The organism is Pseudomonas sp. FSL R10-0399 (genome assembly GCF_009600165.1).
GTDB lineage: Bacteria > Pseudomonadota > Gammaproteobacteria > Pseudomonadales > Pseudomonadaceae > Aquipseudomonas > Aquipseudomonas helleri.
This window is the reverse complement of sequence record NZ_WIWK01000074.1, coordinates 1-12,475: the sequence shown is the minus strand read 5'-3', so window position 1 is coordinate 12,475 and position 12,475 is coordinate 1. Positions and strand designations below refer to the sequence as shown.

The 12,475-nt window shown below is 57.8% G+C and carries 12 protein-coding genes; 7 read left to right on the top strand and 5 right to left on the bottom strand.

Features of this window, described 5'->3' with window-relative positions; all coding sequences use genetic code 11:
- Nucleotides 1-8 precede the first annotated feature (8 nt).
- The gene (locus GHO41_RS19390) at nucleotides 9-785 is read right to left on the bottom strand and encodes a gamma-glutamyl-gamma-aminobutyrate hydrolase family protein (RefSeq protein ID WP_153330249.1); all 777 of its coding nucleotides are present in this window, start codon (nucleotides 783-785) and stop codon (nucleotides 9-11) included.
- Between the two features lie 278 nt (nucleotides 786-1,063).
- Here GHO41_RS19390 and GHO41_RS19385 point away from each other — a divergent pair, with 278 nt between their 5' ends.
- On the top strand, nucleotides 1,064-2,440 hold the full coding sequence (locus GHO41_RS19385) for a glutamine synthetase family protein (protein ID WP_048371112.1): 1,377 nt from the start codon (nucleotides 1,064-1,066) through the stop codon (nucleotides 2,438-2,440).
- A 114-nt stretch (nucleotides 2,441-2,554) separates the two neighbouring features.
- Nucleotides 2,555-3,199 (top strand): TetR/AcrR family transcriptional regulator, encoded by a 645-nt coding sequence (locus tag GHO41_RS19380; protein ID WP_178126544.1) that lies wholly within the window; start codon nucleotides 2,555-2,557, stop codon nucleotides 3,197-3,199.
- A 168-nt stretch (nucleotides 3,200-3,367) separates the two neighbouring features.
- On the opposite strand, the gene tauD is transcribed toward GHO41_RS19380, so the two are convergent.
- The 4 genes from tauD to tauA are packed head-to-tail and all read right to left on the bottom strand — an operon-like array spanning nucleotide 3,368 to nucleotide 6,889.
- Nucleotides 3,368-4,201 (bottom strand): taurine dioxygenase, encoded by an 834-nt coding sequence (gene tauD, locus GHO41_RS19375; RefSeq protein ID WP_153434387.1) that lies wholly within the window; start codon nucleotides 4,199-4,201, stop codon nucleotides 3,368-3,370.
- A 55-nt stretch (nucleotides 4,202-4,256) separates the two neighbouring features.
- The gene (gene tauC / locus GHO41_RS19370; protein WP_048371105.1) at nucleotides 4,257-5,090 is read right to left on the bottom strand and encodes a taurine ABC transporter permease TauC; all 834 of its coding nucleotides are present in this window, start codon (nucleotides 5,088-5,090) and stop codon (nucleotides 4,257-4,259) included.
- Complete coding sequence (gene tauB / locus GHO41_RS19365; RefSeq protein ID WP_153330245.1) at nucleotides 5,087-5,881, bottom strand: taurine ABC transporter ATP-binding subunit; 795 nt, start codon at nucleotides 5,879-5,881, stop codon at nucleotides 5,087-5,089. The genes tauC and tauB overlap by 4 nt, the downstream gene beginning before the upstream one ends.
- 27 nt (nucleotides 5,882-5,908) lie before the next feature.
- Nucleotides 5,909-6,889 carry a taurine ABC transporter substrate-binding protein gene (gene tauA / locus GHO41_RS19360; protein WP_153434386.1) on the bottom strand — a complete coding sequence of 327 codons (981 nt, stop codon included), beginning with the start codon at nucleotides 6,887-6,889 and terminating at the stop codon, nucleotides 5,909-5,911.
- Nucleotides 6,890-7,387: 498 nt separating this feature from the next.
- Here tauA and GHO41_RS19355 point away from each other — a divergent pair, with 498 nt between their 5' ends.
- The 5 genes from GHO41_RS19355 to ssuD form a co-directional block, all read left to right on the top strand.
- Nucleotides 7,388-8,737, top strand: a complete 1,350-nt coding sequence (locus GHO41_RS19355; protein WP_153434385.1) for an OprD family porin — start codon at nucleotides 7,388-7,390, stop codon at nucleotides 8,735-8,737.
- Nucleotides 8,738-9,048: 311 nt separating this feature from the next.
- Complete coding sequence (locus GHO41_RS19350) at nucleotides 9,049-9,687, top strand: peroxiredoxin (protein WP_048371098.1); 639 nt, start codon at nucleotides 9,049-9,051, stop codon at nucleotides 9,685-9,687.
- A gap of 201 nt (nucleotides 9,688-9,888) precedes the next feature.
- Complete coding sequence (gene ssuE / locus GHO41_RS19345) at nucleotides 9,889-10,482, top strand: NADPH-dependent FMN reductase (RefSeq protein ID WP_048371096.1); 594 nt, start codon at nucleotides 9,889-9,891, stop codon at nucleotides 10,480-10,482.
- Nucleotides 10,483-10,587: 105 nt separating this feature from the next.
- Nucleotides 10,588-11,553, top strand: coding sequence for a sulfonate ABC transporter substrate-binding protein (locus tag GHO41_RS19340; protein WP_153434384.1), 966 nt, complete (start codon nucleotides 10,588-10,590; stop codon nucleotides 11,551-11,553).
- A 31-nt stretch (nucleotides 11,554-11,584) separates the two neighbouring features.
- Nucleotides 11,585-12,475, top strand: an 891-nt coding sequence (gene ssuD, locus GHO41_RS19335; protein WP_153434383.1) for an FMNH2-dependent alkanesulfonate monooxygenase, incomplete at its 3' end; no start/stop codon positions are given.

Here is a 12,475-nt window from a genome sequence, read left to right as displayed (position 1 = left end):
TGAATAAGTCAGGCGTTTACTGACGCATCGGCGTCGCGTTGGTGTGCGCGCCGTCTGCAGGCATCTCCGAATGCCTGGAAGATTGCGAGGTAAATCGGGTTAGAGCTTACCTGCCATTCGGGGTGCCATTGAACTGCTAAAGCAAAAGCCTTGCCGTGTTCTACCGAGACGGCTTCTACCAGCCCGTCCGGCGCAGTGGCTTCAATGCGTAGCCCCGGGGCCAACTGGTCAATGCCCTGGGTGTGAATCGAGTTGACGTCAAAGTCGATCGGCAGGCCCAAACCCGCCAGCACGCCGCCCGGTTGAACGTGCATGGCATGGCTGGGCCCGTACTGCACCTCAAGCGGTGCGCTCGGGTCTTCACGGTGCTCGATGAAACCGTCGACTTCGTGCAATTTCTGGTGAAGTGAGCCACCCAGGGCTACATTTAATTCTTGAAACCCCCGGCAAATGCCGAGCACCGGAACGCCGGCTGCCAGTGCGGCGCGGATCAAGGGGAGGGTGGTGCGATCACGTTCAGGATCATGCAGCGTGCCAGGCGCGCTGGCCGGGCCGTGATACAAATGCGGTTCGATATTGGAGGGTGACCCGGTAAAGAGCAGGCCGTCCAGACCGTCCAGAATATCGGACGGTTGTATGAGTTCTGCCAGAGACGGCAGGATCAGAGGCAAGCCTTTGGCTGCCACCGCGACAGCTCGCACGTACTTATCGCCAGTGATGTGATAAGGATGCAAACCGATCTGCTTGGTGCAGGCGGTGACGCCGATTATCGGCAGGCGTGACATGTAACACCCCGGTATTATTGCTGTTATGGGTTTGAATCGAGCTTAGCCTCGTTCATTTTTTTACACAACACCCCCGTAAAAAATACAACACGGCCCGCTCAAGCCTGCGGGTAGTGAAGCGATATAAGGGCGAAATTCGCCCTAAAATGCGTCAAAAATGCCCTTCGAGCGCTTTTTTGGGGCAAAAAATAGGTTGCTTGACTTCGGTATGCCGTTCGGGTTGACTGAAACCCGTAGCGCTCAATGATTGATATTTTTAACAACAAAGGTGTTGCATCATGTCGGTACCCCCGCGTGCCGTTCAGCTTAACGAAGCGAACGCGTTCCTTAAGGATCATCCTGAGGTTCTGTACGTAGACCTTCTAATTGCGGATATGAATGGTGTGGTGCGCGGCAAGCGCATCGAACGCACCAGCCTCCACAAGGTTTACGAGAAGGGCATCAACTTGCCTGCCTCTTTATTTGCCCTGGATATCAATGGCTCAACGGTGGAAAGCACCGGCTTGGGTCTGGACATCGGCGACGCAGACCGAATCTGTTATCCAATCCCTGACACCCTGTGCAACGAGCCATGGCAAAAGCGCCCAACCGCGCAACTGCTGATGACCATGCACGAACTTGAAGGTGACCCTTTCTTCGCCGATCCGCGCGAAGTACTGCGTCAAGTTGTTACCAAATTTGACGATCTTGGCCTGACCATTTGCGCAGCCTTTGAGCTGGAGTTCTACCTGATCGACCAGGAGAACGTAAACGGTCGCCCACAGCCGCCACGCTCCCCGATTTCCGGCAAGCGCCCGCACTCGACACAGGTTTACCTGATCGACGACCTCGACGAATACGTCGACTGCCTCCAGGACATTCTGGAAGGTGCCAAAGAGCAAGGCATTCCGGCTGACGCCATCGTTAAAGAAAGTGCCCCGGCGCAGTTCGAAGTGAACCTGCACCACGTTGCCGACCCGATCAAGGCCTGCGACTACGCGGTACTGCTCAAGCGTCTGATCAAAAACATCGCCTACGACCATGAGATGGACACCACCTTCATGGCCAAGCCTTACCCAGGCCAGGCAGGCAACGGGCTACACGTCCATATTTCGATTCTGGACAAAGATGGCAAAAATATTTTTGCCAGCGAGGATCCCGAGCAGAACGCCGCATTGCGTCACGCGATCGGCGGTGTGCTCGAGACCCTACCGGCGCAGATGGCGTTCCTTTGCCCTAACGTCAACTCCTACCGTCGTTTCGGCGCACAGTTCTACGTGCCGAACTCGCCGTGCTGGGGCCTGGATAACCGTACGGTAGCGATCCGCGTACCGACTGGTTCCTCCGATGCCGTGCGTATTGAACACCGGGTTGCCGGTGCCGATGCCAACCCGTACTTGCTGATGGCGTCTGTGCTGGCCGGTGTACACCACGGTCTGACCAACAAAATCGAACCGGGTGCTCCTGTAGAAGGCAACTCCTACGAGCAAAACGAGCAAAGCCTGCCGAACAACCTGCGTGATGCACTGCGTGAGTTGGACGATAGCGAGGTCATGGCCAAATACATCGATCCAAAATACATCGATATTTTTGTGGCCTGTAAAGAGAGCGAGCTGGAAGAGTTTGAACACTCTATCTCCGACCTCGAATACAACTGGTACCTGCATACCGTATAAGCGATTGCAGTACTCAAGAAACGCCACGGGCTTTACTGCCCGTGGCGTTTTTTTTGCGCTGTGCAATCGGTTGACCCGGCTCGTACAATGCCTGCAGCCCCGCAGGAGACACCCATGACGCGCCTCGCCACACCACGAGCCACCCCTCGCAAACCTCGCGCACGCAGCCAGGGCCGAATTGATTCGATCCTTGCCGCCGCCCGGACCTTGCTGGCGATACAGGGCGTCGCCAGCCTGTCGATTTACAGCGTGGCCGAGCATGCGGGCATCCCGCCGTCATCGGTGTATCACTTTTTCGCCAGCGTGCCTGCCTTGCTCGAAGCACTCACCGAGGATGTGCACGGTGCTTTCCGCGCCTGCCTGCAAGCGCCCATCGACCACGGCGCATTGACGACCTGGCGTGATCTGTCGCGGGTGGTCGAGCAGCGCATGATGACTATCTACAGCGAAGACGCAGCAGCCCGGCAACTGATCCTGGCGCAGCACGGCCTTACCGAAGTCACCCGGGCCGACCGTCAGCACGACCTGGAACTGGGGCAACTGCTGCACGCGTTGTTTATGCGCCATTTTGAATTGCCAGTACTGCCGCAAGACGTCGACGTATTTGCCTTGGCAATGGAACTGGGTGACCGGGTGTATGCCCGCTCGATCCAGTTGCACGACAGCATCACCCCGCGCATGGCCGAAGAAGGCCTGCGCGTGGTGGATGCGTATTTGGGGTTATACCTGCCGCCGTTTTTGCCAAAACGACAACTGTAAAGGTCCCTCACCCTAGCCCTCTCCCGGAGGGAGAAGGAACCGATTGGGGGATGTTGTCGATGTTCTGCGGCCTGCAAGTCATGCACTGAACCTGAGAACACCGCGATAAAGCTCCCTCTCCCTCGGGAGTGGCTGGAGTGAGGGGCTGCTACCTGCTCCGCTTTCAAATCAGAACGGCGCATCACCCAAAATGGTCGCGCGGTGCATCACGCGACGGTTGGGGCGGTAGTCGTCCACGGCGTAATGCTGGGTGACGCGGTTGTCCCAGAAGGCCACGTCGTTTTCTTGCCAGCGCCAGCGGATGGTGTATTCAGGGCGGGTGGCGTGGGCAAACAGCAACTTCAAAATCGCGTCGCTTTCGGCCTCTGACAGCTCATTGATTTTGGTGGTGAAGCCTTCGTTGACGAACAACGATTTACGCCCGCTCACCGGGTGCGTGCGCACCACCGGGTGGGACAGCGGCGGGTTGTTTTTGCGGGTCTGTTCCCAGCGCGCGAGGTCTTCGGGGGTCGAGCCAAAACGCTCCAGCGGGAACGATTTGGTGAAGTCGTGGGTGGCGGTCAGGCCGTCCAGCAGCACTTGCAGCGGTTTGGACAAGCCCTCAAAGGCCGCGATGCCGCTGGCCCACAAGGTATCGCCGCCGAAGGCCGGCAGTTGCTTGGCGCTCAAGACCGCGCCCAGTGCTGGGGTTGGTAAAAAGGTCACGTCGGTGTGCCACACCGCGTTGTCGCGTACGTCGGTCACGGCCGTGTCCAGCACCAGCACTTCAGGCTGCTCCGGTACGTTGGGGTAAATCGGGTGAATGTGCAGGTCACCAAAGTTGGCGGCAAAACGCGCTTGCTGTTGTGGGGTGATGACCTGGTTCTTGAAGAAAATCACCTGGTGCTGAAGCAGCGCCTGCTCGATGGCATCGCGCTGTTCCAGGCTCAGTGGCCGGGTCAGGTCAACGCCGTCAATCTCGGCGCCAAGGGCAGAGCTAATGGGGGTAACGGTCAGGCTCATGGTCGTCTCGCTAGCAGCGCGCCGATGGGTCGGCGTCGTGTGATATTCGGTGTAATTAGTGAACCTGGCCGTGCCACGGCACCAGTTTGCGTTGCAGGGCGCGCAGGCCCATTTCCATGGCGAAGGCGATGATGGCGATCACCAGAATGCCCAGCACCACTACATCCGTGACTAAAAACTGTGCGGCAGACTGCACCATAAAACCCAGGCCGCTGGTGGCGGCGATCAGCTCTGCCGCAACCAACGTCGACCAGCCGACCCCGAGGCCAATGCGAATACCGGTCAAAATATCCGGCAAGGCGCTCGGCATAATTACATGGCGGATCAACTGCCAGCGCGTGGCGCCCAACGACTGTGCGGCGCGGATCTTGGCCGGGTCGACGGTGCGCACGCCGGTGGCGGTCGCAATCGCAATCGGGGCAAAAATCGCCAGGTAAATCAGCAGCACTTTCGACAGTTCGCCAATGCCGCACCAGATCACGATCAGCGGCAAGTAAGCCAGCGGCGGGATCGGGCGGTAGAACTCGATCAACGGGTCGAAAATGCCCCGCGCAATGCGGTTATGGCCAATAGCAATGCCCACCGGCACGGCCGTCAAAATCGCAAAGCCAAGCCCCAGACCGATACGGCTCAGGCTCGCGCTCAAGTGCTGCCACAGGGTGGAATCCATGTAGCCTTTGGTCGCCAGCAACCAGCCTTTTTCCAGCACGGCAGACGGTGGCGGTAAAAACAGCGGTTCGATCAAGCCGGCGGCGGTTACGCCCCACCAGGCAAGGATCAAGGTGGCGAGGGTCAGCACGCTGATCCAGCGTGTGCTCAGGCTGCGCTTTGCCGGGCGCGGCGCGTGAGGTGCAGCAACGGGGGCTGCGGCGACTTCATAACTGCTCATGCGCGCTCCTGCCGCTGGGCGGCACCACGTTGTGAAAACACGCGCTCAAGTACGTGTTCACGGGTTTCGATAAAGCGGGGGTCGGACTTGATCGAGCGAGCGGACTCACCAGCGTTATAACGCTGACCGAAATCCAGGGTCAGGCGCTCAACGATACGGCCAGGGTTGGGCGCCAACAGAATCAGATCCGTGGCCAAAAACACGGCCTCTTCAATGTCGTGAGTAATCAGGAACACGGGTTTGTCGGTGCGCTTGCACACTTGCAGCAACAGCTCTTGCATCTGTTCACGGGTGAACGCATCAAGGGCGCCGAAGGGTTCGTCCATCAGCAGCACACGCGGATCGGCCGCCAAGGCACGGGCCAGGCCCACACGCTGGCGTTGACCGCCCGACAGCTCCCACACACGGCGTTTTTCAAAGCCCGACAAATCCACCAGCGCGAGCATTTCACGGGCACGCGCTTCGCGTTTGTTGCGTGCCACGCCGGCCAGTTCCAGGCCGAAAGCAACGTTGGCCAAGACGTCTTGCCAAGGCAGCAACACGTCGTCTTGAAACACCACGCCGCGTTCAGCGCTCGGGCCTTTGACCGGGGCGCCATCCAGAGTGATGCGCCCGGCGCTAGGTTCAACAAAACCGGCAATCAGGTTGAGCAGCGAGGTTTTCCCGCTGCCCGAAGGGCCAAGTGCAACCAGCAACTGCTGAGGTCCGAGATTGACGGAAATATCCGACAGCACCGGCTCAGCTGCGCCTGGGTACTGTGCGCTGATGCGCTCCAGTGATAACAAGGCCATGACGGTCGATTCCTCAGTTGGCGTAGGTTATTGAGTGACGAACTGGGCGGTCACTGACGGTGCGTAATCCGGCAGAACAGCGTCGACCTTGCCTTGCTCTTTCAGGAAGGCGGCGGTGTCAGTCAGGGCTTTGGTGGTCGGTGCACCCAGCAGCACTTTTTGTTCAGCCGCTACCGGGTAGACGTTGCCTTCCAGCAGGCCAGGAATGTCAGCGGCCTTGGCGCCGGAGAGCTTCTCTACCTTGGCGACGTTGCTTGGGTTGGCAACCCAGGCTTTAGGGTCCTTGTTGTAGTCGGCGTAGGCATCCAGGGTAACTTTGGCGAATTCCTTGACGATTTCCGGGTGCTTGGCCGCGTAGTCCTTGCGCACAATCCAGGCATCAAAGGTTGGAGCGCCGAGCTTGCCCAGTTCGCCAGAGGTAATCAGCACTTTGCCGCTGTCTTTGGCCACGCCCAGTGCCGGGTCCCACACGTAAGTGGCGTCGATATCACCGCGCTTCCAGGCCGCGATAATGGCCGGTGGTGCGAGGTTCAGGATGGTCACTTTCGACGGGTCGATGTTCCAGTGTTTCAGCGCTGCCAGCAGGCTGTAGTGGCCGGTCGATACAAACGGCACGGCGACTTTTTTGCCTACCAGGTCTTGTGGGCTGTTGATGCCGGAGCCGTTGCGGGCTACCAGGGCTTCAGCACCGCCGATCTGGGTGGCGACCAAAAAGGTTTCGACCGGAACACCGCGGGTGATGGCGGCGGTCAGCGGGCTCGACCCCAGGTAGCCGATCTGCACGTCGCCCGAGGCGATGGCGGCAATGATGTCGGCACCGTTATCAAATTTGCGCCAGTTGATCTTGGCGTCGGTGGCTTTTTCGTAAGCGCCGTCAGCCTGGGCCACTTTGGCCGGGTCAACGGTGGTTTGGTAAGCCACGGTTACATCGTTGGCGGCTTGCGCAAAGAAACTGGCACCGGCCAGAGAGAGTGCAGCCAAAAGGCGTAGGGGGGTGTTCAGTTTCATCTGGGGGAATCCTCGGCTGGCGGCCGTTAATTGGCTGGATGCGAGGTTAAATGATCTAAGAATGAGTAAATAAATAACTTTTATGCATTAGCTTATAAAGTTATTGATCCTTCTTTACGTGCGCGCGCACGAGCTTTAACGGGTTTTTCCGGTCGCAGAAAATCGCTTCAGCGCCGTGACATGAACGCTTATTAAAAATTTCATAAAAATCTATTTATAAATAAGACCAAAGGCCGATAGCATCCGCCCGCGTGGTCGTAGGAAATTTCCTTTAATATGCCAATTAGTTATGAAGGATCTTGAAATAATTCTTTTTTGGTTTATAAAAAAGTCTTTAACCTACGCACACACCGCAGAGGACTAGACAAAGGTCGTAAACCTCAAACGTTACGATTGACTTGGCAGTCACTGTCTGGCGCTAATCGCGCATCTGGAGCACCGAGACGTCAGATTTCGGGCTAAAGAACTACAAAAATTAGAATTCAAAGGAGCAGCACCATGAAGAAGTCCACCGTAGCCGTGGCTGTAGCCCTCGGCTTGCTGGCGCAACAAGCGAGCGCTGAAGGGTTCATCGAAGACAGCAAAGCGACGCTGAAACTGCGTAACTTCTACATCAACACCGACAACCGCGACGCAGGCACTAAAGCTGCAGGCGCTCAGAGCAAGCAAGAAGAGTGGGGCCAAGGCTTCCAGGTGGATTACACCTCGGGCTTTACCGCAGGTACTGTGGGCTTCGGTCTGGATGCTATCGCTCTGCTGGGCGTACGTCTTGATTCGGGCGGCGGCACCAACGGCGCTACCTCGACGTCGTACGGCGGCACTGTGTTCCCGAGCAAGTCCAACGGCAAAGCGGTTAATGACTTCTCAAGCCTGGGCGTGACTGCCAAAGCCAAGTTCTCCCAGACCGAACTGCGTTACGGCACCCTGATGCCGAAACTGCCGGTCATCTCCTATAACGATGGTCGTCTGCTGCCACAGACCTTTGAAGGTGGCCAGGTCACCTCCAACGAGATCAAGGACCTGACCCTGATCGCCGGTCAGATCGAGCACGTTAAAGGCCGTAACTCCAGCAGCAACGAACAAATGTCCATTGGTGGTGCGAACGCTCGTACAGCCAACAGCAACAAATTCGTCTATGCCGGTGGTGACTACAAAATCAACAAGGACCTGTTGGTTCAGTACTACTACGGCAACCTGGACAAGTTCTACAAACAGAACTTCCTGGGCCTGGTCCACAACTGGGCAATCGGCCCGGGCGTGTTGAAGTCTGACCTGCGCTACTTCAACAGCAAAGACGACGGCCGTAATGGTTACGACCCTGCGTACTACAGCAGCGGCAACTACCAGAGCCTGGCGAGCGGCAGAGGCAAGGTCGACAACAACCTGTACAGCGCCTTGTTCCTGTACTCGGTTGAAGGCCACACCTTCGGTGGCGGCTACCAGGTCAGCAACGGCAGCAGCGACTTCCCTTGGCTGAACCAGGGCGACGGTTCGTCGAACTACACCATCACCGACTCGCAAATCCAGAAGTTCGGCCGTGCTGGCGAACGTACCTGGCAAGCACGCTACTCGTATGACTTCGCCAAGGTTGGCGTACCTGGCCTGACCGCCGGTGCTGTGTACCTGCGCGGTAACAACATCGACACTTACAACGCCAGCAAAGTACAAACCAACGATGGCGCAACCGAGTGGGAACGCGACATCACCGTGGCTTACGTTGTTCAGGAAGGTGCTCTGAAGAACCTGGGCTTCATGTGGAAAAACGCCATGTGGCGCAACACCATTGCTGGCCAGCGCAACCAGGACGAAAACCGTGTGATCGTGAGCTACTCGATCCCACTGTTGTAAGTCGGTTGTAGCGAAAAAAAGTAAGACGTATAAGTAAGAAAAATCCTGCCCGGCGCAATGCCGGGCAGGGTGTTTACCGAAGGGCCAGACGGCTCATTCGTAACACATTGAGTAGTCGCAGCTCCTTGCCGCTCCCCTTGCCTAAACCTGAATCCAGAGTGGACCTGGTGCTTTGTCGCGTCCAATGAAACAGTTTTTAGTATTCCTTTTGGTTCTAATTAAATCGATATTTATTCTTTTTAATTAGTTCGTGAAGCAGGCAGAGTAAGCCCATCACGCCCTGCCACTCACGACAAAAAAGGAGCTGCACCATGAGCCTAAGACTTGGCGATATCGCCCCCGATTTCGAACAGGATTCCAGCGCTGGCACCATCAAGTTTCACGATTGGCTGGGCGACAGCTGGGGCATTTTGTTTTCTCACCCGGCTGACTTTACGCCGGTGTGCACCACTGAACTGGGCTTCACCGCCAAGCTCAAGGATGAGTTTGCCAAGCGTGGCGTCAAGGCCATCGCGCTGTCGGTTGACCCGGTAGACTCGCACCACAAGTGGATTGGCGACATCAACGAAACGCAAAACACGGTCGTCAACTTCCCGATCCTGGCCGACGCCGATCGCAAGGTCAGCGACCTCTACGACCTGATCCACCCTAACGCCAGCGACACCCTCACCGTGCGCTCACTGTTCGTGATTGACCCGAACAAAAAGATCCGCCTGACCATTACTTATCCGGCCAGCACGGGGCGTAACTTCAACGAAATTCTGCGGGTGGTTGATTCGCTGCAACTCACCGACAACTACAAAGTGGCCACCCCGGCCAACTGGCAAGACGGCGACGAAGTCGTGATCGTGCCATCGCTCAAAGACGAAGACGAAATCAACAAACGCTTCCCTAAAGGTTATCGCGCGGTGAAGCCCTACCTGCGCCTGACGCCACAGCCAAACAAGTAACGACCGCATTCATCACCTTCAAAGTCACAGGGTTTTGGCCGTTTCGACGGCCTTTTTTTTGCCTGCTAATTCATATGCGTTTAAGGAATAAACAAATGAACAAATATGATTTATGGATATAAAAAACACCTGTTAAGGTCAGTTCCATCTAAGCGAAAACGCTGACAGAAAATTGAAAAATTTCATTCAAGGAAACCGTAAATGCTGGTTGTGACAATCGGAGGTAGCCCAAGTCAACGCTCCCGTTCCGGGGTGTTGCTGGACCGCGCCAAACACTGGCTCAACCAGAATGGCGTCGAAGTAGTGAGTTACCAGGTACGTGACTTTCCGGCTGAAGACCTGCTGCATGCGCGTTTTGACAGTCCAAAAATTATCGACCTGCTGGAGCAGATTGAGCGGGCTGACGGCCTGGTGATTGCGACTCCGGTGTACAAGGCCTCTTTCAGCGGTGCGCTGAAAACCATTCTTGACCTGCTGCCTGAACGTGCCTTGAGCCACAAAGTGGTGTTGCCCATCGCGACCGGCGGCAGCATCGCCCACATGCTGGCCGTGGACTACGCACTGAAGCCCGTGCTGTCGGCGCTAAAGGCCCAGGAAATGCTGCACGGCATCTTTGCCGAAGACAGCCAGATTGCTTACGGCGAAGGCAGCGCTCAGGCGCAGTTGGTGCCGGTGCTGGAACAACGTTTGAACGAGTCACTGGAGCACTTTTACAGCGCCCTGGCCCGTCGCCCAAAACCGCTGGACCCCGACATCCTCAACGAGCGCCTGCGTACGGCTCGCTGGAGTATCTGAACTTACTCACAACTGTAGGAGCGAGCTTGCCTCGCGATCTTTGGATCTTTTAAAAGATCGCGAGGCAAGTTCGCTCCTACAGAATAAAAAATAAAGGAGAGCGCCATGCGCCCTGTCATTTTACGTCGTGGTTTGGCCACACTGCTGGCTGCAGCCGTGTCATTAGGCGTGGCACTGCAAGCCCAGGCCGATACCGTACGTATTGGCTATCAAAAATACGGCACGCTGGTGCTGCTCAAGGCCAAAGGCACGCTGGAAAAGCGTCTGGCCGAGCAAGGCGTGGACGTGCAATGGACTGAATTCCCGGGCGGCCCGCAGCTGCTGGAAGGCCTCAACGTAGGCTCCATCGACTTCGGCGTGACCGGCGAAACCCCGCCCGTGTTTGCCCAGGCCGCCGGTGCCGATCTGCTGTACGTCGCGTACGAGCCGCCAGCGCCGACCAGCGAAGCGATTTTGGTGCCCAAAGACTCGACCATCACCTCGGTCAAAGACCTCAAAGGCAAAAAAGTTGTCCTCAACAAAGGCTCCAATGTGCACTACCTGCTGGTGCGCGCCCTTGAAGACGCCGGCCTGAAATACACCGACATCCAGACCGTCTTCCTGCCGCCTGCGGACGCCCGTGCCGCCTTCGAGCGTGGCAGTGTCGATGCCTGGGTCATCTGGGACCCGTACCAGGCTGCCGCCGAGCAACAACTGCACGCCCGTACGCTGCGTGACGCGACCGGCATTGCTGACAACCACCAGTTCTACCTGGCGACCAAACCGTTTGCTGAAAAGCACCCCAAAGTCATCGAAACCCTGATCGAAGAAGTGCGCAATGTCGGTGAGTGGGCCAAGGCGCACCCTGACGAAGTGACCCAGCAGGTTGCTCCGCTGCTCGGCCTGCCGGTCGATATCACCGAAACCTCGGTGAAACGCCAGGGTTACGGCGCGCAGTTCCTGACCCCGGAAGTGGTCAACGCGCAGCAAAAAATTGCCGACAGTTTTTACCAGCTCAAGCTCATTCCCAAGCCGTTGACGATTAAAGACGTGATCTGGACGCCGCCCGCTACCGCGGCCACAGCCCCTTAATGCTTGCCGTACCCCTTTAGGAGACCACTCCATGAGCCTCAACATTTTCTGGTTCCTGCCTACCCACGGGGATGGCCATTACCTTGGCACCTCCGAAGGTGCTCGCGCGGTTGATCACGGTTACCTGCAACAAGTGGCGCAAGCCGCAGACCGCCTGGGTTTTGGCGGGGTACTGATCCCGACTGGACGCTCATGCGAAGACTCCTGGCTGGTGGCCGCCTCGCTGATCCCGGTGACCCAACGCCTGAAATTCTTGGTGGCCCTGCGCCCCGGCATCATTTCGCCCACCGTGGCGGCGCGCCAGGCGGCGACCCTGGACCGACTGTCCGGTGGCCGTGCCCTGTTCAACCTCGTCACCGGCGGTGACCCGGACGAACTGGCCGGCGACGGCCTGTTCCTGAGCCACGAAGAGCGCTACCAGGCCTCGGTAGAATTCACCCGTATCTGGCGCCGCGTACTGGAAGGCGAAACCGTTGACTACGACGGCCAGCACATCCAGGTCAAAGGCGCCAAGCTGCTCTACCCGCCGATCCAGCAACCGCGTCCGCCGCTGTACTTCGGTGGCTCGTCGGAAGCGGCGCAAGACCTGGCCGCCGAACAGGTTGAAATGGTCCTGACCTGGGGCGAGCCGCCGGCTGCGGTCGCAGAAAAAATCCAGCAAGTGCGCGACAAGGCCGCCAAGCTCGGTCGCACCGTGCGCTTCGGTATTCGCCTGCACGTGATCGTGCGTGAAACCAACGAAGAGGCATGGAAAGCCGCCGACAAACTGATCTCGCACCTGGACGACGACACCATCGCCCGCGCTCAAGCGTCACTGTCGCGCTTTGACTCGGTAGGCCAGCAGCGCATGGCTGCGCTGCACGGCGGCAGCCGCGACAATCTCGAGGTCAGCCCTAACCTGTGGGCGGGCGTGGGCCTGGTT

What these genes read in the sequence shown, in the direction of transcription:
- GHO41_RS19390 (WP_153330249.1), bottom strand. Translation starts at nt 785, where the DNA reads ATGTCACGCCTGCCGATAATCGGCGTCACCGCCTGCACCAAGCAGATC.
- GHO41_RS19385 (WP_048371112.1), top strand. Translation starts at nt 1,064, where the DNA reads ATGTCGGTACCCCCGCGTGCCGTTCAGCTTAACGAAGCGAACGCGTTC.
- GHO41_RS19380 (WP_178126544.1), top strand. Translation starts at nt 2,555, where the DNA reads ATGACGCGCCTCGCCACACCACGAGCCACCCCTCGCAAACCTCGCGCA.
- tauD (WP_153434387.1), bottom strand. Translation starts at nt 4,201, where the DNA reads ATGAGCCTGACCGTTACCCCCATTAGCTCTGCCCTTGGCGCCGAGATT.
- tauC (WP_048371105.1), bottom strand. Translation starts at nt 5,090, where the DNA reads ATGAGCAGTTATGAAGTCGCCGCAGCCCCCGTTGCTGCACCTCACGCG.
- tauB (WP_153330245.1), bottom strand. Translation starts at nt 5,881, where the DNA reads ATGGCCTTGTTATCACTGGAGCGCATCAGCGCACAGTACCCAGGCGCA.
- tauA (WP_153434386.1), bottom strand. Translation starts at nt 6,889, where the DNA reads ATGAAACTGAACACCCCCCTACGCCTTTTGGCTGCACTCTCTCTGGCC.
- GHO41_RS19355 (WP_153434385.1), top strand. Translation starts at nt 7,388, where the DNA reads ATGAAGAAGTCCACCGTAGCCGTGGCTGTAGCCCTCGGCTTGCTGGCG.
- GHO41_RS19350 (WP_048371098.1), top strand. Translation starts at nt 9,049, where the DNA reads ATGAGCCTAAGACTTGGCGATATCGCCCCCGATTTCGAACAGGATTCC.
- ssuE (WP_048371096.1), top strand. Translation starts at nt 9,889, where the DNA reads ATGCTGGTTGTGACAATCGGAGGTAGCCCAAGTCAACGCTCCCGTTCC.
- GHO41_RS19340 (WP_153434384.1), top strand. Translation starts at nt 10,588, where the DNA reads ATGCGCCCTGTCATTTTACGTCGTGGTTTGGCCACACTGCTGGCTGCA.